Source organism: Parabacteroides sp. merdae-related_45_40 (assembly GCF_001915675.1).
On sequence record NZ_MNQY01000043.1, the window covers coordinates 38,546 to 60,046 of the forward strand.

The following is a 21,501-nucleotide window of genomic DNA, read 5'->3' on the forward strand; positions in this document are numbered from 1 at the left end:
ATATGGCTACCATTACGGCTACGCTGGATATACGAAAGAGGAATAAATAGGATGTGGTTTTTCAAAAAGCAGACCAGTCTTGTGGGAAGCGGTATTTTGGAGGGATTTACTGATTACCATTCACATATATTACCCGGGGTGGATGATGGTATACAGACGTTGGGTGAATCTTTGGATACGTTGGATTGTTTGGAGAAACTAGGAGTTAAATCTATTTGGCTTACTCCCCATGTCATGGAAGACATTCCCAACACGAGCGAGAAATTGAGAGAACGTTTCCAGCTTCTTCTTCAATATTATTCCGGAGGTATAGCTCTCCATTTAGCTGCGGAATACATGTTGGATAACTTATTTGAGGAGCGACTGGCCTCGGAAGACTTGTTGCCGATTGGCAAGGCTCAAAAACATTTGCTAGTGGAGACTTCCTATTTTAATCCTCCGATGGGATTAAATAATATTCTGCTTCGGATCAAGGCAAAAGGCTATATACCTGTACTGGCGCATCCCGAACGATATACCTATATGAATGAGAAAGATTATTGGCGATTGAAAGGTATGAACGTGAGGTTCCAATTGAATCTCCTTTCCTTGATTGGTGCATATGGTCCGGAGGTTCGAGGTAAGGAGGAGTGGCTACTGAAAAACGGCTATTATCAACTCTGTGGAACTGATATTCATAGCCTTAAGCTTTGGAAAGAAAGTGTTATGAAGAAAAGAATATCGGGAAATGTCTCTCGAATGTTGCAAGGCATCATAGCGACACATTTCCCGGGATAGTTAATGGAACAAGTAACGATATTCATCGCACGAGAAGCAGGGACAAGCTTTCTTTACGCCGGGCAAGTCACGATGCCCCACGATAAGCGCATGAGGAAAGAGCGTGTGGAGTTTCCACAGGAGTTCCCTCAATTGCTCCTTCTGTTCCGGGGTACGGGTATCGGCGGTTTTGCCGCTTTCATCCAATCCGCCTTCATAACAAATACCTATGCTGCAACGATTGAGTCCACGGACATGGGCACCTACTTCCAGCAGTCGGCGATGCTGTGTCACGATTCCACTCCTGCGGATATAGAAATGATAGCCGATGGTACGGAATCCCCGTACCTTATGGTCACGGAGAAGCTGTTCCACCGTATAGTCACGGTCACTTTGGGTAGCGGAACAATGTATGACGATGAAGCGGACAGAGTCCGCCCCATTCATCATTAATCCGCTTTCCACTTGCGTCAGCAGGGTACGCTCGTTGAGCGTCTCTTCTCCGCCGACAATCATGGGAAATGTTTCTTGCGTCATTGTCACTAGAATTTAGAAGTGAGAAACACAGGAAGATACACCTAATGCCGTTAAGGCTGCGATAATAGCCTGTACGATAGCTTGGACTATTTTCTTCCAATCGATTTTACTTGATTTGCTCATGTCTGTTCAAATTTTGAGGTAAATAATGTATAGTTTATGAAAATCAGATCTCACCGGGGCTTTCGGAATCCCCTTCCTCGGGAGTTACGATAGGTACCCCACCCTTAAAGTCGATTCTCACCAAATTGGTTTTCTCGGGCAGGAGCGCATAACGGAACGTCCCGTTAAGGATCGTATACTCGGCGTTAAACGCCGGTCGGATACTTTTCACCAGCTTGGCTGTCACCTCCTTGGGTGTGCTTACGCTTTTCTCGGTGAGCAACTCGTTGTAGAAGATGCCCAATCCGTCCAGCTTGATCTTGTAACCAAGCGCCATGTGGGTTTGGCAGAAATAAGCGAGACGTTCGATGACCCCGATCACGTCGGCTGGTGTCAAGGCCGACTCTTGTGCGATCTGGGTAGCCACCTGCTTGGTAGTGATTGTACCATAATAATAAGCTTGAGCACTGTAAACAGTTTCTCCCTTACGAGGGCCAATGTTCAAATCGATTTTTCTAGCATAAAAAGGCTGTGCCATAATGTTAAAATTTTAATAGTGAATACTCTGTTATTTTTATCAATGTCATTGACTGATACAAAAGTAAGGAAGTCGAAAACCTCACTTTCCGATGCTTTCGGTTTCATTCCGGTTGTTTCGTTTAAGGCATTTCCGAAGTGAATAACTAATGGCTTGTCAAGTGAATAACTAACGGCTATACCTAGTGAATAACTAGCGGCTCGGGAAGTGAATAACTAATGGCTTCAGTCCCCGCTTACGGTTCACCGAGATACTGTACGATGATGCCTATTTGCCTAGGTGTAAACGTCTTGTTATAAGTCTTATAGTACGCTCCTTTCAATTCGGCGATCAGGTGGGGGTTATGCTTCATTAAGTTGCGGAGGTTTGCGATGGCAGATTCCTCGTTGACCGTATCCGGAAAATAGAGCCTCGCCAACTCCCTTTTGGAGTACGGGCGGATTCGGAAATTCGTGTTGTTCATATTAAAAAAGAGTTTTAGGTGAAAACTGTTCATTGCTTTTACATCCGGATGATATTGCGAAACTATATAGTTTGTGACAAAGCGTGGAATATCTGCAAAAAATATCTAAACACTTCAAAAACAATCAAGGGGTAATTCTCTCCATATAATATACAATGAATAAAGAAGAATATAAAAAATCACTTCACCGTCATTATCCCGAAGAACCGGACAATGTGTTGGAGTTGGCATGGCATTTCCACGGTATGGAGAAAGCGAAGAAATATATAAAATTGTTGGAGACATGTAATCATAATGCCGATTTAGCGATAAAAGCCATTCGGGCGATGTACGTGTCGTGTGACATAGATGCGGTCAAGGCCGTTAGTGAAAAATTTATTACGGTTTTACTGCCTTTCACTTGTATGGAAAAAACAGCCAAGCCCCATTCCGTGACCTTCCATGTGCGGAAAATGCTGGACGATTGTGATGTAAAGGCTGAGCGTAAAACAGAGGAAGCTCGGTTACGACAAGCCTGTCTTACCCGGCAGCGAGCCAATAGTCCTTCTCGAACTGCGGATGTAACCATACAGATCCGGTTCCAAACAGATAATGAGGATTTGATTCGTCAAATCATGCAGTTGGCTTCGGCAAGTAATGCTGTACTAGTTAAGGTTGAAGAGAGTGATTTGGAAATTGGAGGTAACTATTGCGAATCGACACAGGGTTGGGATGATGCCCAAAATATCTCCATGTCTCTTAATGATTATTATAATGTTTCCCAAGTTTTCGATCCCCCCGGAACTTTAAATTGGTTTCAACTGGAGGGTGCGGCAAAAGATATGCTGGTAACTATCGCCAATCTACGTTCTATCTTTGGAGAAGAAGATCCGGAGGTGGAATACATATCTATATATAAAGGTATAAGAAGTTTGTCACTGAGTCATGCACAAAGATTGGCTGAGTGTGAGATGAGTGGTTGGTAGTCAAATTAGGGCTCAATCATAGTATAATCAGTACAGTGAAGTTACAAGATAAGTAGACTTGGGATTATCTGACGTTTAATTTTTAACATAACACTAGATAGGTACTATAAAAGTGCCTATACATTGGTGTATACTCTAATTTGAGCACTAAACGAAAATGATAAATGTTCTTGTAAATGCCTATGCTGTCAATCCTTATTGGGGCAGCGAACAAGGAATGGGGTGGAATTGGGTTGTCAACATCGCCAGATACTGCAATGTGTATGTGATAACTGAGGGTGAATTTCGGGATAACATAGAGGAGGCTATGATGTCACTTTCTCAAAAGGATCATCTTCATTTTTATTACAATCCACTTCCCACTAAAGTGAGAAAGATGTGTTGGAACCAAGGTGACTGGAGGTTTTACTGGTATTATCGGAACTGGCAAAAACAAACGTTGAAAATAGCGAAACAAATTATAAAAAAAAACCGAATAGATATTCTTCATCAACTGAATATGATTGGATTTCGTGAACCAGGTTATTTGTGGAAGATCAAAGAAGTTCCTTTTGTTTGGGGACCCATCGGAGGGATGGAATTGATGCCAATGGAATATCTGCTAGGAGTTCCAATGAAGCAGAGGTTGTTTAATTATCTTAAAAATATAATTAACCAATATCAATACTTATATTCGTCAAGGGTTCATGCAGCCATTCAAAAAGCGGATATATTAATTTCCGCTGTAAAAAGTGTCAGTGATATCCTATCGAATCACTATCAGAAAAACAGTTTACTAATCAATGAAACTGGAATTGACTCCAATTCTACTTTTCGGAGAAAAACAAGTAAATCTGACGAGCCTTTTAAAATTATATGGATAGGAAAATTTGACTTTCGCAAACAACTTCCAATAGCGATTAAATCAATAACAGCCATGAATCAGCGGAATGTGGAACTGCATATTTGTGGTACAGGGAACGATGATGCCGTGAATGAAATGAAACGTATGGCCGAAATTTGTGGAATAGCCTCGAAATGCCACTGGCATGGGAATGTGTCTCATGATAAAATTCTGAAGATGATGGCTTCATCTGATTTGATGTTTTTTACTTCAATCATGGAAGCTACATCCACGGTGGTGCTTGAAGCCATAACGGTAGGATTGCCGATACTGTGTTTTAACACTTGCGGTTTTGGTCCTATAGTAAAAGATTTTGCAGGTATTACAGTTGAATTATCTAATCCTTATAAATCAGTTCAAGATTTTGCTCATGAACTTTCACTATTATATCAAAACCGAGCTGTCTTGAATGACATATCAACCAGAATGTTAGAAAAGAGACAAGAGCTAACATGGGAAGCAAAAGCAAAAAAGTTAGTAAGGCATTATGAGGAAATATTAAAAAAATAATTTCTTCTGACTGATTAAGTTTACTTATTGATTGTACAATAAACCTATTCATTATGTTATTATGAATACATTCTTTAATATCCACTACGAGTTTGACAAACAACGGGTTCATACTTCTATAGCACGGCAGCTGGAAAAATTAGGTTCTGACTATATCTGTGTAGTAGATGGTGTAGTGTTGGGCACAGCGAACAGGAAGTCTGACTATCTGAGAACAGTCAATGGTGGGATGTTCTCCATTTGTGACAGCAGTTACGTCCCGTTGTATATCCATTGGATTTACGGAAAGCGTTATGAGCAATATTGCGGAAGCCAAATCTTTATGGACATCATTCATAGCAGGAAGTACAGGATGATCTTCTTGGGAACATCACGAGCCATATTGAGAGGGTTGCAGAGCAATTTGTCAAAAGAAAACCCGGATGTGGCTGATATGACCTTCTTGGAACTTCCTTATATGTCGGTAGAGGAATTTGATTATGCCAACATAGCCAAAGAAATAGAAACTGACGAGGCTGATATTATTTGGATAGCTTTGGGAGCTCCTAAACAAGAATATTTTATGGATAGATTAAAGCCCCATTTGAAACGAGGGGTCATGATTGCGGTTGGGGCTGTTTTTAAATTCTATAGTGGCGTGGAAGCAAGGCGTGCTCCAAAGTGGATCATCAAATGGCACTTGGAGTTCGTGTACAGAATATTCAGAGAACCCAAGAAGCAATTGAAGCGGTGTGGAATGATTCTATTTACTCTGCCAGAATTGCTACTAAGGGAAATCGAACGAAAACGAAAAACGGGAGTATATAATAACAACTGTTTCTTCAGAGAAAACGATAATGAAACTAACGAAAAGGAATGATAATCCTTAACCCAATTGATTTTATGAAAGTATTTTACCGGAAATTAGACAAGTACCTGCTTGTATTGACATTCTTGTGCTTTTTAGCTTCTTGTTCTTCAAGTAAAAGAATAGCCTATTTTCAAGATTTGAAACCCGGAGAGAGTGAACTTTTCACTTCACTCTCTCCCCACTATATCAAAGTGCTCCCCGGCGATAAGATAACGATTCTGATAAACAGCAGGGAACCTCAGTTGGCTGAATTATTCAATTTGGCAATCACGGCTAAAGCTATTGGCACGACAAGTAATAATTCCGGTATTCTTTCATATACGGTTGATTTGGAGGGGTATATAGAATTTCCGGTATTGGGGGCAATAAATGTAAACGGAAAAACAAGGAAAGAAATCGCCTCATTGATAAAAGAGGAGTTGATTTCCCGCGAATTGTTAAAAGACCCTGTGGTAACAGTCGAGTTCGCCAATCTTTGCATCTCGGTTCTGGGTGAAGTGAAAACGCCGGGGCGCTATAGCATAGACCGGGACAAGGTCACACTGCTTGATGCTATCGGTATGGCCGGAGACTTGACCATCTATGGCAAACGGGACAAAGTATTTGTATTACGAGAGAATGGCGGCACACGGTATTCTTATAGCGTAAATTTATGTTCCGCAGAGGATCTGTTTTCATCCCCAGCTTACTATTTGCAACAGAATGACATTGTTTATGTGGAACCGGGTAATGTCCGTGCCAATCAATCCACGGTCAATGGCAATACGATTCGGAGTACATCTTTCTGGATTTCTGTGACCTCACTTATTGCCTCATTAATATCAATCTTTTTATAATTCGTATTTTATGGAAATTCCTAAAGAAGATAGAATAGACTTTATTAGAATAAAAGATTTTATTTCTCTTTGTATCTTAAATTGGAAATGGTTTGTGGTTTCCATATTGTTGATTACTAGTATGGGAGTAGTATATGTACTAAGATCCCCATCTGTTTTTAGTCGTACCATGACGATACAAATTCAAAGTGACATGCAAGGCAAATCGCTTCCCTCGAATTTCGAATCTTTTGAAGATTTAGGTATCATCCAGCCTAAATCGAATGTCTTGGACGAAATAGTTGCCCTGCAATCTCCTTCCATTATGACCGAAGTTGTGAAGCGGTTGAATCTATACATTCATTATGCCATTCCGGGAAGGTTTCATGGTAAGGAACTATATGGTCCTTTCTTACCCGTCTTGGTATCCATGCCCGATTGGCAGGGTAACGAGTCCGGAGAGTTTACTATGCACCTCCAAGGCAACAAAGTTAAGTTATCAGATTTTATCTGGAAAGGGGATGCGATTTCACTTCCTTCCGACATCAGTGCCACTCTTTCTGATACGATAGCATCTCCATTGGGACGATTGCTCATTGAGCCTACGCCCATATATACGGCCGATAACGAATATGTCCTGCATGTTACGATAGATCCCCTGTTATCTACGATAAGAAATTTCAACAACAAACTTACCGTCACGCAGTACAATGAAAAAAGCTCTATTGTGGAATTGATTTTCAAAGATACCAGCATATCTAGAATAGAAGAAATACTCAACATGTTAGTAGCTGTTTATAACGAGAATTGGATGAAAGACAAAAATCAGATAATGGTGGCCACCTCCATGTTTATCAACGAGCGTATTAATATAATAGAACGTGAGTTGGGAAGCGTGGATGAAAACATATCTTCTTATAAAAGTGAGAACTTGCTTCCGGATGTACAGGCAGCTTCTGACTTATACATATCACAGAACAGTGCTGCTGACGCACAACTCTTATCGTTGAACAACCAATTATATATGACTCGCTATGTTCGGAATTATCTGTTGGACAATGCCAACAAGGAGAAATTGTTACCTGTCAACTCCGGCATTGAGAATATGAGTATCGAAAATCAAATATCGGAATATAATGGGAAATTACTGCAACGTAATGGATTGATGGCCAATAGTAGCACAGTGAATCCGCTGGTTATGGATATGGACGAAGTTCTGGCTGAATTACGTAAAGCCATCATCGCTTCCATAGATAACCAATACCACAAACTTGAGATGCAGATAGGAAGCCTTCAAAAAGACAAAAGTCAGGTTACGGCACATCTTGCGGCAAATCCAAGCCAAGCTAAGTTCCTGCTATCTATTGAACGGCAACAGAAAGTGAAGGAATCTCTCTACCTGTTTTTACTTCAAAAGCGGGAGGAAAACGAACTGGCACAGGCATTCATCACCAACAATACACGTGTCATAACACCTCCTTATGGAAATGATATTCCTGTAGAGCCACAAAAGAGAAAAATTGTTCTGTTCGCATTTGTCCTCTCTTTATTGATACCAGCAACCATTCTTCTCATCAAGAAGAGTTTAGATACGAAAGTACGTGATAAAAAGGATGTGGTGGAACTTTCCTTACCGTTCCTCGGAGAAATTCCGCAGTGGAATTCCAAAAAGAGAAGAAAAAATTACTTTCACGGAAAGAAAACAGATTGGGACTCTCCAGCCATACTTGTTGAGAATGGAAAACGCGACATCATGAATGAGGCTTTCCGTGTATTGCGGACTAATCTGGAATTTATTGTGAATAAGGAACAAAAATCAAGAATAATTATACTGACTTCTTTCGTTCAAGGTTCTGGAAAAACATTTCTTACAATAAATACCGCAATTAGTCTGGCTGTCAAAGGAAGTAAAGTCTTGATTATTGATGGCGATTTGCGTAGGAATGCCATATCCAAGTTTATTCACTTTCACAAAAAAGGGTTGAGTGATTATCTGGCTGGTGAATTCAATGACATCGAGAAACTTTTCATTTCGAAAATAGAACTGGATGCTGACTCAGAATACACTGATGAGAATGGGAAACGGTTTTTGTCCGATAATCTACATGTCCTTCCGGTAGGTACCATTCCGCCGAACCCGACCGAATTACTTCTCAACGCCCGTTTTGGACAACTGCTGGCGGAGGTGCGTACTCGGTACGATTATATTTTCATTGATTGTCCCCCTGTCAACATCATGGCGGATTCTCAGATCATTGGACAATATGCCGACTACACTATTTTTATAGTTCGGGCAGGTTTTCTGGATCGCGCCATGTTGCCGGAACTGGAAAAAATCTATCGTAAAAATACATATAAAAACATGTCGCTTGTTCTTAACGGGACTGACATGGGGGGTGGACACTATGGTTATAAATATGGATATCATTCTTATAATTACTATACAGATGAGAATTGATTATTGCATACCATAGCGCTTTGTAGATGAGGTTCGTTGCAATGACTGGCAATACGATCAGATAAAGGTTTTGAATATATAACAGGAAAGTAATAGATACTATGTCGACAACGGTCGCACGTGTAATTAGGAATACCGGTTATCTGTATGTTAGGATGGGCATCACTATGTTCATCTCTTTGTACACCACCCGTATCATTCTTCAGGCGTTGGGGGCTTCGGATTTTGGCGTATTTAATATCGTTGGGGGCACCATTGCGATGTTGGGATTCCTAAATATATCCATGGCAAGTGCCACACAACGCTTTATGTCCTACACCGAAGGTTCCGGAAACTATGAGAAGAAAACGGTAATATTCAATGTTAGTATCCTGTTACATTTCATTGTGGCAATTGTTGCGGGAATAGCATTGATAATCAATGGATATATTTTTTTTAACGGGATTCTGAACATACCCATGGAAAGAGCTCATGCCGCCCAAATAGTTTATGGGGGATTAGTGGCTAGTACGATGTTTACGGTCATGACTGTTCCATACGATGCGGTACTTAATTCCCGTGAGAATATGCGCTATTATGCTTTTGTAGGTATTCTGGAATCTGTCTTAAAACTGTTTGTGGCATTTGCCTGTGTATATGCATCGCATGACAGGCTGATAGTTTATGGGGTATTGATGGCATGTATTCCGTTTATCACTCTTTCTATCATGCTATTATATTGCCATAAACATTATGCTGAATGTACCTTGTCCATACAACATTATTTCGATCGGGATACGATGAAAGAAATGGCAAGTTTTTTCGGATGGAATCTGTTGAATACAATGATTGTAATCATTAGTATACAGGGACAAAGCGTTCTTTTGAACCACTTTTTTGGAACGCTTCTGAATGCGGCACAGGGTATCACGACTCAACTGAACGGGCAGCTACAAGCTTTATCATCGGGTATGACTAAAGCTTTGAATCCGGTAATTGGAAAGAGTGCAGGTGCCCATGATGGGAATCTGTTTTTGAAATCTGTAATTTATGGATCCAAATTCTCATCTGCACTATTTTCGATAATTGCGATTCCTGTATTTCTGGAGGCACCCTACATCTTAAAAATATGGCTAAAAGAAGTTCCAGAGTGGACTGTGGTGTTTATCCGTTTTCAGTTGTTGAAGACCTTTGTCGACATTTTGTGTGTAACCGTTCCAAGGGCAATAGAAGCCACTGGTCGTATCAGGCGTTTTAAGATATTAAGCAGTTTTACCAATATCATTCAGCTACCTCTTATATATATAGTTTTCCATATGGGTTTTCAACCTTATTTCATGTATATAATCGCATTGCTTTTTGGTGCGATAATGACTTATTCCATAGCTTTGTATTGCGCAAGAACTGATTGTAACATACCGGCTCGCTATTTTATCCTTAAAGCGATACTACCTGTATCCGCATCCGTCCTGCTCACATTGGTCATTGCATATCCGTGTATGATGGCGATTGCTGTAAATTCCATATCTTCCTTGGTCTTCTCGGTGACATTGACCATGTTAATATTTGCAGTCTCATTCTATTGCATCTGCTGCCAAAAGGAAGAAAGGAGAATCTTGTATAGCCTATTTATTTTGATAAAGACAAATAAAAAGGAATCATGAACTATTGGGAGGTATCATTGATGGACTGTCAGATAAAAATAACCGACAATAAAGCAGTTTGGAAAATTCAGGCAGCATTGGCTCTGATTTTTTTGCTTAACCCTTTTTTGGGGGTACTGTCAACATTGTTTTTTGTTTTTGTTTCAAAAGAAAAATCAATGGCATTCTACTTGGTCATTATTCTTACCTTGTTCATGTGGTGTTTGCAGTCTACACGGTCATTCCATTTAGGAGAGCCGAGTGACTGGGCGGGGAACTATTATTATAATTTTCATAATGCGGCAATAACCGACACACTCACTTATCTTTTTTTCACGACAAAGGAATATGTCTGGCAGGCATTTAATCTGATAGGCTATTATCTGTTTGACGGAGATTTCCTTTCTTATGCGAATTTCATTGTTGCTTTGACCTATATGTTCACATTTGCTGCCATTTATAAATTTTGGAACTATATTCAAGCTGCCCCCCGTTTCCTTGTTGCTTCTTTGTGCCTATTTGCTTTTGTGACAGAAGTGAATGGCATCTGCAATAATTTGCTGCGCCAGCAGTTCGCCATGTCAATGATGCTGTATGCCATTATTGAAAGATGCACCAACGGACGTATTCTTTATCCTTTGCTGGTTATCTCTTTTTTCACGCATACAATGACAGGTTTTTTTATTCCATTCTTGTTTATTCGTTTAGGAAAGAAAGCTTCTTTTCGCTTTTACATCTACATCGTCTTGGGATTTGGATTACTTTACATCCTGTTTACCAACCTGTCCATATTTTCCTCCAGTAGCTTTTATGCATTCCAGCGGTTAGCTACCGCTTCAAATGCATATGCATTGAAAGATATTATACAGCCTTCGGCGGTATATCCGTTCTTGGCGGTTACGGTTATTCTTTATGTCAAAGCGTTTTTCTTTGATAGCGAACGGCGAAAGTGCGAACTTTATATTAACAACTTGTTCTTGATTTTGATTTCCATGTGCCTGCTCATGACCTCGATGCCGCTCATGCAGACCCGTTATTTCATCATCCGTTTCTTTTTCATGCCGTTAGTGGTTCCCTATTTCTTTACGGCAAAGGGGAGTTTATGTGACTATTATTTGATAACTGTTCCGCTGTGCTTTGCTTTCCGCTTTTTCAGCACACCATCTATTTGGTTGGCTTCTTCTAACGACATCGTGTATAGAAGTATTTTCGATTACCTGTGACAGATAAATAAACTCATGTACTTATATTGCATTTGTTATATTGCATTGGTGATTCTTGCGGGATTAACTGTTTTCAGACATCGGTGGAATGGAACACAGATATTGTTCAGTCCGTTCAATGTAGACCGAACCCTTTCCCTGCGGGGCATATTGGTTTTGTTAATCGTTTTGCATCATTTGTCCGGTGTCACTTCTTTTCCGGGCTTATCGCCGTCTTTTCGTATGCTTGTCAGTCAGTTTACCTTTTTCGGAGGAGGGGCCGTATCCATGTTCTTTTTCATAAGCGGATATGGTTTGATGGCTTCTTTACATAAGAAAGGGAAAATTTACTTGGACTCATTCTATAAAAAAAGGTTTTTGAAACTGTTACCGCCTTTACTCATTGCGACCTGTATTTTTATCTGTATAAGGATGTGTTTTGAACATCTGTCTGCATGGAATATTTGCTACGAAATGACTTTAGGCAACCCTCCTTTGCCCAATTCATGGTATATGTATGCACTTTTCATTTTATACATCTTTTTTCATGCCGTTTTTTCCATATGCGGAGTGCAAGGTAGAAAAGCGTTGAATTGGATGTGGATTGGCTCTTTTGCCTATATCGCTTGCATTTTATTGTTGGGCTGGGGTTATTGGTGGTATACGTCCGTCTTGTCCTTTAATATTGGTATAGAATATGCCTGTATGAGCCAGGGTGTTCAATCGTTTGTGCGGAAAAAACTGATCTCATTTTTTGTTGGATCAATATTGTTTTTGTTGGTTTTTATATTCATTTATCTCAGATTTGTCTCTGATGGAATGAAAATCGCTTCTCTCATCGCATTAAACGTCACATTGCCCATAGTGATGGTATGGGTGATTCAGGTATTAGGAATTGTAAACTTGACTAGTCTTAAATTTTTAGGAGGAATTTCCTATGAATTATATCTTGTACATGGTATTTTTATTTATTTATCGAAAAACTATTATTCTTATGGAGGTACATTGATAATAGTATGTTATACACTATCCATAGTAACGGCATTCATGCTAAATCGCGGATCGAAGTATATTAATAACAAAATTATAAAAGTAATATGATTTCTATTGTCATTCCTTTGTACAACAAAGCGCATACGATTGTGCATACTTTGAATGCGGTTTTCAAACAGGAGTATCTGGATTTTGAAGTCATTATAGTCGATGACGGATCGACTGACAATGGAGTGGGGATAATCCAGCAACATTTTCACGACAACCGGATACGGATATTTCATCAAGAAAATCAAGGCGTAAGTGTCGCTCGGAATAGGGGGGTAGAAGAAGCTCGCTGTGAATATGTAGCCTTGCTTGATGGCGATGACGAATGGCATCCCGATTATCTGAAAATCATGACCAAACATATTCAAAACAACCCCCGATGCGGATTGTTTCTATGTGCATTTATCGCTCAAGGTGCTTCTCGCTCTATTTATTGTATACCAAAAGGATTTGAGAATTATCAAGGAGAAATTAATCTGTTTCATAATGTTTCTCTGTTTGGGCAGACAAGCGGAACTGTCTTAAAGAAAAGCGTATTTAATCGGACGCATAGGTATATTCCACACATGATTTATCACGAAGATTATCTTCTTATACAAGCTGTTGCTTTGATAGCGCCAGTTTTTTATTGTGGTATTCCTTTAAATAAGTATAGGGGGGATGTGCCAGGTCAAACGACTCAAAACCCCAATACGCCTCAAGCTGAAGAATCCAAATTGATGTATTACAATATCGGTATGGAAGATAGCTTGCGGGTAAGTGAAAAAGGGAATGAATCTTTGAATATTTATCTTAGGTATTTTTTGTTTCATGACTTTAAAAGGAGACTTTCTCTTAAAGATAACGAAGCGTTGCTCCGTTTTATACAACGTCTTTCCTTTGATGTCAAAAAGTTGTTTTATCCTTTTGAGCTCAGCTTGATAGCGCATTATCCAAGAGTCGCTATTCTTTACATAAACCTGACGAAAGTTCGCTGGAGGTTAAGAAGGTATCCTACATGGGGTGATAAATGTGATTTGAATAAAATTAATCCACAATATTTAAATTGGTAAACAAATGACGTACATAGAAACAGTGCTATGGAGGAGCTTGCGTAAAATTTATGGCAAGATGACTGGATTTCAGAAATCAGCCGTCATAGTTGAAGAAACCGATCCTCTGAAAGCTTCGGATGCAATCTATACTTTACTTGATTCCAAGAGGCCTTGCATGATTGCACGCTTCGGAGCTACGGAAATGGCTTGCATTCTCAATTACTTAAGCATTCGCCAAGGAAAACCTCTTCTAAAAAAATATCTGAGAGGTGATGTCTCTGATTGGTGGTGGAACAAGAACGTCATGAACCAAATGCAAAATTGGAGTGGATTCTTCCCTCCTGACATTGAGCATCTTTCCCGGTTTTGCGAAATGATGCTTCAAGACGCTTCTTTGCTGGATATATGTGGGTCTTTTGAGACCGTACAGAGAGGATTACATATTCTCCGACCTTATATGTGCAATCCATTATTTATACCCTTATCTTTCTTTGATCCATTCGTAACATCTCGACCTTGGTCAAGAGTATTGAAAGGGAAGAAGGTTGTTGTGATTCATCCGTTTGCCGAACTGATCGAAGCGCAATACGCCCGTCGTTCTGATTTGTTTGACAATAAAGATGTTTTGCCGGACTTTGAGCTAAGGACAGTAAAGGCTGTACAAAGTCTGGGTGGCGACAACCAAGGTTTCAAAGATTGGTTTGACGCACTGGAATGGATGAAGCGGGAAATAGGAAAAGCGGATTTTGATATCTGTCTGATAGGATGCGGAGCTTATGGATTTCCTTTGGCTGCACATGTGAAAAAAATAGGCAAACAAGCCGTTCATTTTGGCGGTGGCTTGCAATTGATGTTTGGTATCAAGGGTATTCGTTGGAAAAATCCACAAATTGCACTTGATGTGGGGCTTCCAGAAGATTGCTATTTGAAATATTTTTCTAATCCTGCATGGGTTAGTCCAGACGCATATCGTACGGTACATAGCGATAAAGTAGAAAACAATTGTTATTGGTGATTTATGTATGCTTTACTTCGATTAATCATGAAGACATACAGAAAATATCATTTTCATGTATGGAAGACATTGGTTGTAAACTTTAAGTTGCTTCCTTTCAAGCAAGCTATTCATTTGCCGATTGTCATTTATGGGAAAACGCAATTAATCATAAGTAATTCTTCGGTAAAGCTTCTCTGTTCTCCTCGTTTTGGAATAGTCAAGTTTGCCAAGAATCATGAATATTTTTATCCAACCCCAGCTCCCTCATTATTGTTTATGATAAATGGTACGATGGTACTAGAAGGTGACGTTCGATTCTCTTCAGGCTGTACTTTGCGCATCAATGATGGAATATTGCAACTGGGAGAAAATGTCTGTTTTTCAGGTGGATGTAAAATCTTATGTAACAATCGGATATTTATTCGAGCGTATAGCCAGTTCGCTTTCGATTGTGTTTGTTGTGATACGAACTTTCATTATATACTTCAGAAAGACGGCTTGGTAAAGGATTGTGTGGGAATTATCGAAGTGGGGAATAGGAACTGGATTGGAAATTCTACTACCCTTATGCGGGGTACTCAACTTCCCGACAATACCATTGTGGCAAGTAGGAGTTTTGTGAATAAGAGTTTTTTAGGTTACCATGATGATGGAATACTTATAGCAGGTAGTCCTGGTAAAGTGGTTCGATTAGGGGATCAGCGTGTTTTTTCCGCACAGAAAGAGATGGAAATCAGAGCTTTCTTCAAAAAAAGTAAGATGACTGAAATGTGGTTAGCTGAATCAGATTTTTTCTTTTATGAATGATGAAATGAAGCTGTAGTATATTTATTGAATAATTGTTGATCCACAAAGTAACTAAAAAGTTGTAATTCTATAAGCGATGAAAATATTGCATGTTTTATACGAATTGAAATTTTCTGGGGCTGAGATCATGTATGTTGATGCAGCCGATGAATTTAGAAGCCTTGGGTGTGAATTGTATGTTATAAATTCGGCAGAAAGGTTGGGTAAATATGCCGACATGTTTAAAGATGCAGGTTACAAAGTATATCATCTACCTTGTCCGAGTGGATTGATTACCAGATGGAGTTATTGCCAACAAATAGTCCGGTTGGTGAAAAAAGAAGGAATAGATGTCATTCATACCCATGCATCGAATATGAAATGGGATATGGCTTTGGTTGCATGTCTGGCGGGAATACGTTCTGTCTACACTTTTCATAGTTGCTTTAAGTCCAGACCTATTTCATACCTTTACCATATATGGTTAAGATGGAGTGCAAAGAATTTGTTGAGTTGTAAATTCCAAACGATATCAGATAGTGTGTACGATAATGAACGTTTATATTATCATAATGACACGATAAAAATCTATAATTGGTTTGGGAATAAACGATTCTTTCCGGCTGATAAGGCAGAGAAGCAAGCTGTTAGAAAAGAACTTGGCATCTCAAAAGATAGTTTTGTTATAATTTCCGTAGGAGGTTGTAGTGTTAATAAACGGCATCATGACATTATCAAAGCACTTCCCGATTTGCTAAAAGAAAAAAATAATCTAATGTATCTTCACCTTGGACAAGGAGATACTACCGAAGAAGAAAAAACTTTGGCAAGAAAACTTGGAGTTGAGAACAAAATTCGTTTTATGGGAAATCAAAAAGAGGTGAGAAAATTCCTTATTGTTTCTGATGTATATCTTATGACTTCACACTATGAAGGCATCTCCTTAACTACTATAGAAGCCTTGGCTTGCAAAATTCCGGCAATATTATATGATGTTCCCGGATTGCGGGATTTCAATAAAGAACAGTTGTGCTCTTTATTGATACCAGAGCAATCGACTGAGATCGTAAAAGCAATCAAAAAGCTAAGGACAAACAGCGGTGAAAAGGAAATGATAATCAAGAACGGATATGAAATGGTTATGAGAAAGTTTTTTCTGCCAACAAACGTAAGGCAAATATTCAAGTTATATCAAGGATCTTAAAATGGAACAGATAGAGGCAAACATAGCCGTATTACTGACAGTTCATGACAGGAAGAATAAAACATTGAGATGTTTGGAAAATCTTTATAAACAAGTATTGCCAAATTATTTGCGCCTCGATATTTATCTAACCGATGACGGTTGTACGGACGGAACACCGGAAGCGATTAAAAGGCAATTCCCGAAAGTTCATATTATCAAAGGTGATGGTAACTTATTTTGGAACAGAGGAATGTATAGGGCATGGGAAGAAGCTGCCAAACAAGATTATAATTTTTATCTATGGTTGAATGATGATAGCTATTTATTTGACGGTGCGTTGTTTACTTTGTTAGATAATTCTGCAAAATGCAATCATCAGGCCGTAATAGTAGCACCAATGAGGTTAAGGGAAAAAGGCGTTACTACGTATAGCGGATATGATGGTTCGCAAAAAATAACTCCTAATGGAAAGTTGCAGGAATGTGAAAAGTTTAATGGAAATTGCGTTTTGATACCACAATGTGTTTTTAAAAAGGTTGGCAATCTTGATTGGACTTATCGTCATGCCATTGGAGATATTGATTATGGATATAGGGTACGGAAAGCCGGCTTTAAGAATTATGTTGCTACTGGATATCTAGGCATTTGCGAGAGCAATCCAAAGTTGCCTGCATGGGCAAGAAAAGAGATCCCGTTCATTAGGCGGATAAAAAATCTTTATTCCCCCTTAGGGTATGCAGAACCGATACCTTTTTTCCTTTTTGAAAAAAGGCACATCGGATTTGTGACAGCCGTCAAGCATTTTATTACAATTCATATAAGAGTTTTATTTCCGCAATTATGGAAACAATAAATAAATCCATGTTTGTTTTTCAAACAGATTCGGATATTGTACGTAATGTGTATGATACCCAACACAACTATCTGATTGAGTATAATGAACAATGTAAGGATAAAACGTATTGTGCTGTCTATTTTTGCAGCAATGATCTATATTATCCAAACGTTGAAGATATTTTCAGGAAAAGGATTGTAGAGAAAAACTTCTTTGAATGGTATAATTTAAGGATAGAAAAAGCGTATAAACATATTTTTGTTCGTGATGTATTCAAGCAGTGGTATTTGTCCGGTATCAACCAAAGCATTGATTCTCCGGAAAGACTAATCGAATTTCTGAAAAATGAAACCGATGGATACCGTACTATCATGTCTGGCAGTTCAGCAGGTGGTTATGCGGCCATTTTGTATGGTTCCATCCTCAAAGTCGAAAGGGTATTTGCTTTCAATCCTCAAGTAGAATTGACATCCCTATTAACAAAGAGTAATGAAAAGACAAATCCGCTAATCTTTAGATTAAAGGATGGTCCTTATAGGAAGTATTTTGATATTGTCCCATTTATTATGCCTATGATGAATATTTATTATTTCTTTTCCAATCAATCCAGATGGGACATCGAGCAGCGGTCATATTTGGGAGACACAAAGGGAATCCATTTACTGCCATTTAGATCAACACATCATGGTATCCCTTTCTTGAAAGTGGCTCTTCCTGTCATATTAAATATGGAAGATATACAATTAAAGAAGTTTGAGAACAAAATTCAGCATCCGCTTATATTCACGATGAGACTTGTGGGATTGAGAAAAACAATCATAGGATTCTTTTCACAGGTATATGCGACATGCAGGAAAAGACGTTAAAAGATAGTTATGAATATAGCAATTGTTGGTACAGGTTATGTCGGATTGGTTTCTGGCACCTGCTTTGCGGAAATGGGTGTTCATGTCACTTGCGTGGACGTGAATCGAGAAAAAATAGAAAACTTACAGAACGGTCGGATTCCTATTTACGAACCCGGATTGGATGAAATGGTGATGCGCAATTTTCGTGAAGGAAGGTTGAGCTTTACGACCCATCTAACGTCTGTCTTGAATGATGTGGACATTGTGTTCTGTGCCGTGGGGACACCTCCCGATGAAGACGGAAGTGCCGATTTACGATATGTATTGGCAGTGGCAAAACAATTTGGTGAGAATATTCAGAAATATACCCTGCTTGTCACCAAATCAACAGTTCCTATAGGGACTGCCCAAAAAGTGAAGGCTGTTATTCAGGCAGAGCTTGATAAACGATGTGTGAATGTTCCCTTTGATGTAGCTTCCAATCCTGAATTTCTAAAAGAAGGAGCAGCCATCAAAGATTTCATGTCGCCAGACAGGGTTGTGGTAGGAGTGGAATCGAAAAGAGCCAAGGAGTTGATGAGTAAACTTTACCGTCCTTTCCTGCTGAACAATTTCCGGGTAATATTTACCGATATACCCAGTGCGGAAATGATAAAATACGCAGCAAACTCTATGCTGGCTACCCGTATCAGCTTCATGAACGATATTGCCAATTTATGCGAATTGGTGGGAGCTGATGTGAATATGGTGCGAAAGGGAATAGGTTCGGACAGCCGTATCGGAAGCAAGTTCCTTTACCCGGGTTGCGGTTATGGCGGTTCGTGTTTCCCGAAGGATGTTAAAGCTTTGATAAAGACCGCAGAGAAGCATGGATATGAAATGAAGGTGCTAAATGCGGTGGAGTCTGTGAATGAAAAGCAAAAGAGTGTACTTTTCAATAAATTGTTCAAGCATTATAAAGGGGCTTTGCAAGGGAAAAAGATTGCTGTTTGGGGACTTGCCTTCAAACCGGAAACAGACGATATGCGTGAGGCGACTTCATTGGTCACTATTGATCGGTTGCTGAGGGAAGGATGCAAAGTACGGGTGTATGATCCTGTGGCAATGGAGGAATGCCGTCGTCGTATGGGCGGGGGTGTGGAATATGCCGCAGACATGTATGATACTGTCTTGGAAGTGGATGCTTTATTGATACAGACTGAGTGGAAACAGTTCCGGCTACCCAATTGGAGCCTATTACTGAAATTGATGAACAATCCGGTCATCATTGATGGGCGGAACATTTATGACGCAGAAGAACTTCAACATTTGGGCTTTGATTATTACTGTATAGGAAGATGAATAAGTTGAAAGCATTAGTCTTTTACCAGTACCTACCTCCATGGAGGATTGATGTGTTTAATGAGATGGGTAAATATTATGACATGACCATCGCATTTACGGATGCTGACAGTGAGGGATTCACCTATAACAGGAAAGAATTGCTGGAAAAACTGGAGAATATTAAGGTCCTTTTCTTGACTAAAGGATTCAGGATTGGAAATAGGCCTGTACGTCTGGGAATTTTCAATTTAATCAAAAAAATAGATCCCGATGTCATTTTCTCCCATGAGTATTCCTATACAAGTATTTTGGTAGCCTTGTATAAGCAAATGGGGCTATTTCACTACAACTATTATCTGACAACATCTGACAACTTGAAAATGGCCGAAATATCTTCCGGATTGAAGGCTAAATCCAGGAGCTATGTATTGACCCACAGCAATGGGATTATAGTCTATGGTGATACTGTGAAGCAATGGTATCAAAGAAGATTCCCCCGATTGCGGATAGAGGTATGTCCTAATATACAGAATCCTCAAACATTGTTGGCTTATCGCTCACAGTTTCAACCTATCCTTCAAAAATACATTCAACAATATGGTTTGGCAGGGACTTCTGTTATTCTTTACACAGGTAGGTTAGTAAAAGCAAAAGGGTTGGATTTGCTGTTAAATGCGTTTGCAAAAGCACAAATCGTAAATTATAGATTGGTCATTGTAGGTGAGGGGGAACTATCAGAAAGCTTGCAACAACAAGCAAAGCGACTTGGGCTGAAAGACAAAGTGGTTTTTGCCGGATTTCATACCGATGTCGGTTTGTATGCATGGTATGAAATAGCCAATTTTTTTATTCTGCCGAGTAGGTATGAACCCTTTGGCGCTGTTATTAATGAGTCTTTGGTTTACGGATGTCCCGTGGTGGCAAGCAAGTATATCGGTGCCACGGATTTTGTGACCAAAGGCAATGGAATGTTATTTGATCCCATGAATGAAACAGAATTCATTTACATAATAAGGCAAGCCTGTCGGAAATATTCCAATAAGCCTTTATCTAGGGCAAACTTGATGCCATGCTCTTTTGACAATTATGTATCTGCTTTTTATAATATTAATCGAAACAAGTGAAAATAGATTATCATAACATGCCGAAAGGGGCAGGTATGACAACGTTTGCCATACGCTACATAATGAACATTGTTCGAACATGGTATTTATTTCATTTGAAATATCCATGGGTGAAATACAATGGTTTCGTGAGAGTTATGGCTCACACTACTTTTGCCAGAGGCATGAAAATAAGTATTGGTCATAACGTCCAGTTTGGAGAATATTGCAATATCGCTTCTGATGTCGTATTTAAAAATAATATCTTGATAGCCGGACGTGTTTGTTTTGTCGGAAGAAATGATCATCAGTTTGATACTGTGGGTGAACTTATCTGGAATAGTTCAAGAGGGTACAATGGCATAACGATTGTTGAAGATGATGTATGGATAGGGCATAGTGCTACAATCGTGGGCGGTATCACTATCGGCAAAGGGGTGGTAATAGCGGCTGGAGCTGTAGTGACACAAGACATTCCGGACTGTGAAATTTGGGGAGGTGTCCCTGCAAAGAAAATAAAGGATCGGTTCTCGACAATTAGTGAGAAAGAACATCATCTACGATATATTAAAAGGATACAAGACAATAAAAGAAAGAATTAATATTACAATGATAATAAGCGGACTGCTTCACATAAACTTTCAGTA

At 39.4% G+C, this 21,501-nt stretch carries 22 protein-coding genes; 18 read left to right on the plus strand and 4 right to left on the minus strand.

Going from position 1 to position 21,501, the window contains the following annotated elements; all coding sequences use genetic code 11:
• The first annotated feature begins 51 nt into the window (after window positions 1-51).
• On the plus strand, window positions 52-777 hold the full coding sequence (locus tag BHV83_RS04840; protein ID WP_005865508.1) for a tyrosine-protein phosphatase: 726 nt from the start codon (window positions 52-54) through the stop codon (window positions 775-777).
• Here the strand turns inward: BHV83_RS04840 and BHV83_RS04845 are convergent, their stop codons facing one another.
• The 4 genes from BHV83_RS04845 to BHV83_RS04860 all read right to left on the minus strand — a co-directional run bounded on the left by BHV83_RS04845 (window position 778) and on the right by BHV83_RS04860 (window position 2,429).
• Entirely contained in the window at window positions 778-1,293 is a 516-nt protein-coding gene (locus BHV83_RS04845) for an N-acetylmuramoyl-L-alanine amidase (RefSeq protein ID WP_005865510.1), read from the minus strand. It abuts the gene before it with no gap.
• A gap of 12 nt (window positions 1,294-1,305) precedes the next feature.
• Window positions 1,306-1,416: a smalltalk protein gene (locus BHV83_RS04850; protein WP_005865512.1), complete on the minus strand. Its 111-nt coding sequence runs from the start codon at window positions 1,414-1,416 to the stop codon at window positions 1,306-1,308.
• Window positions 1,417-1,459: 43 nt separating this feature from the next.
• Window positions 1,460-1,933 carry an HU family DNA-binding protein gene (locus tag BHV83_RS04855; protein ID WP_005865514.1) on the minus strand — a complete coding sequence of 158 codons (474 nt, stop codon included), beginning with the start codon at window positions 1,931-1,933 and terminating at the stop codon, window positions 1,460-1,462.
• Window positions 1,934-2,168: 235 nt separating this feature from the next.
• Window positions 2,169-2,429 (minus strand): DUF4248 domain-containing protein, encoded by a 261-nt coding sequence (locus BHV83_RS04860; RefSeq protein ID WP_009018605.1) that lies wholly within the window; start codon window positions 2,427-2,429, stop codon window positions 2,169-2,171.
• Between the two features lie 122 nt (window positions 2,430-2,551).
• Between BHV83_RS04860 and BHV83_RS04865 the strand changes: the two genes are divergently transcribed.
• The 17 genes from BHV83_RS04865 to BHV83_RS04945 all read left to right on the plus strand — a co-directional run bounded on the left by BHV83_RS04865 (window position 2,552) and on the right by BHV83_RS04945 (window position 21,456).
• Window positions 2,552-3,361, plus strand: a complete 810-nt coding sequence (locus BHV83_RS04865) for a hypothetical protein (protein WP_005865518.1) — start codon at window positions 2,552-2,554, stop codon at window positions 3,359-3,361.
• A gap of 157 nt (window positions 3,362-3,518) precedes the next feature.
• Window positions 3,519-4,754 (plus strand): glycosyltransferase family 4 protein, encoded by a 1,236-nt coding sequence (locus BHV83_RS04870; RefSeq protein ID WP_195320167.1) that lies wholly within the window; start codon window positions 3,519-3,521, stop codon window positions 4,752-4,754.
• 61 nt (window positions 4,755-4,815) lie between these two features.
• Entirely contained in the window at window positions 4,816-5,613 is a 798-nt protein-coding gene (locus BHV83_RS04875; RefSeq protein ID WP_005865522.1) for a WecB/TagA/CpsF family glycosyltransferase, read from the plus strand.
• 23 nt (window positions 5,614-5,636) lie between these two features.
• Entirely contained in the window at window positions 5,637-6,440 is an 804-nt protein-coding gene (locus BHV83_RS04880) for a polysaccharide biosynthesis/export family protein (RefSeq protein WP_005865524.1), read from the plus strand.
• 10 nt (window positions 6,441-6,450) lie between these two features.
• A complete protein-coding gene (locus BHV83_RS04885; RefSeq protein WP_009018606.1) occupies window positions 6,451-8,877 on the plus strand; it encodes a GumC family protein in 2,427 nt (808 codons plus the stop codon).
• A gap of 155 nt (window positions 8,878-9,032) precedes the next feature.
• Window positions 9,033-10,520: an MATE family efflux transporter gene (locus tag BHV83_RS04890; RefSeq protein WP_227157556.1), complete on the plus strand. Its 1,488-nt coding sequence runs from the start codon at window positions 9,033-9,035 to the stop codon at window positions 10,518-10,520.
• Between the two features lie 158 nt (window positions 10,521-10,678).
• On the plus strand, window positions 10,679-11,722 hold the full coding sequence (locus BHV83_RS04895; RefSeq protein WP_286756577.1) for an EpsG family protein: 1,044 nt from the start codon (window positions 10,679-10,681) through the stop codon (window positions 11,720-11,722).
• 15 nt (window positions 11,723-11,737) lie between these two features.
• On the plus strand, window positions 11,738-12,802 hold the full coding sequence (locus BHV83_RS04900) for an acyltransferase family protein (RefSeq protein ID WP_005865532.1): 1,065 nt from the start codon (window positions 11,738-11,740) through the stop codon (window positions 12,800-12,802).
• On the plus strand, window positions 12,799-13,794 hold the full coding sequence (locus tag BHV83_RS04905) for a glycosyltransferase family 2 protein (RefSeq protein WP_195320165.1): 996 nt from the start codon (window positions 12,799-12,801) through the stop codon (window positions 13,792-13,794). Before BHV83_RS04900 ends, BHV83_RS04905 begins: the two co-directional genes overlap by 4 nt.
• 58 nt (window positions 13,795-13,852) lie before the next feature.
• A complete protein-coding gene (locus tag BHV83_RS04910) occupies window positions 13,853-14,791 on the plus strand; it encodes a GT-D fold domain-containing protein (protein ID WP_227154285.1) in 939 nt (312 codons plus the stop codon).
• Between the two features lie 27 nt (window positions 14,792-14,818).
• A complete protein-coding gene (locus BHV83_RS04915; RefSeq protein WP_286756582.1) occupies window positions 14,819-15,580 on the plus strand; it encodes an acyltransferase in 762 nt (253 codons plus the stop codon).
• A 76-nt stretch (window positions 15,581-15,656) separates the two neighbouring features.
• A complete protein-coding gene (locus tag BHV83_RS04920) occupies window positions 15,657-16,763 on the plus strand; it encodes a glycosyltransferase family 4 protein (protein WP_005865540.1) in 1,107 nt (368 codons plus the stop codon).
• A gap of 1 nt (window position 16,764) precedes the next feature.
• A complete protein-coding gene (locus BHV83_RS04925) occupies window positions 16,765-17,598 on the plus strand; it encodes a glycosyltransferase family 2 protein (RefSeq protein ID WP_005865542.1) in 834 nt (277 codons plus the stop codon).
• On the plus strand, window positions 17,586-18,446 hold the full coding sequence (locus tag BHV83_RS04930) for a hypothetical protein (RefSeq protein WP_227154289.1): 861 nt from the start codon (window positions 17,586-17,588) through the stop codon (window positions 18,444-18,446). The genes BHV83_RS04925 and BHV83_RS04930 overlap by 13 nt, the downstream gene beginning before the upstream one ends.
• A 9-nt stretch (window positions 18,447-18,455) precedes the next feature.
• Window positions 18,456-19,769 carry a UDP-glucose dehydrogenase family protein gene (locus BHV83_RS04935; protein ID WP_048928343.1) on the plus strand — a complete coding sequence of 438 codons (1,314 nt, stop codon included), beginning with the start codon at window positions 18,456-18,458 and terminating at the stop codon, window positions 19,767-19,769.
• Window positions 19,766-20,875: a glycosyltransferase gene (locus BHV83_RS04940; protein WP_229040539.1), complete on the plus strand. Its 1,110-nt coding sequence runs from the start codon at window positions 19,766-19,768 to the stop codon at window positions 20,873-20,875. The genes BHV83_RS04935 and BHV83_RS04940 overlap by 4 nt, the downstream gene beginning before the upstream one ends.
• A complete protein-coding gene (locus BHV83_RS04945) occupies window positions 20,872-21,456 on the plus strand; it encodes a DapH/DapD/GlmU-related protein (RefSeq protein WP_009018610.1) in 585 nt (194 codons plus the stop codon). The genes BHV83_RS04940 and BHV83_RS04945 overlap by 4 nt, the downstream gene beginning before the upstream one ends.
• Window positions 21,457-21,501: the final 45 nt, after the last annotated feature.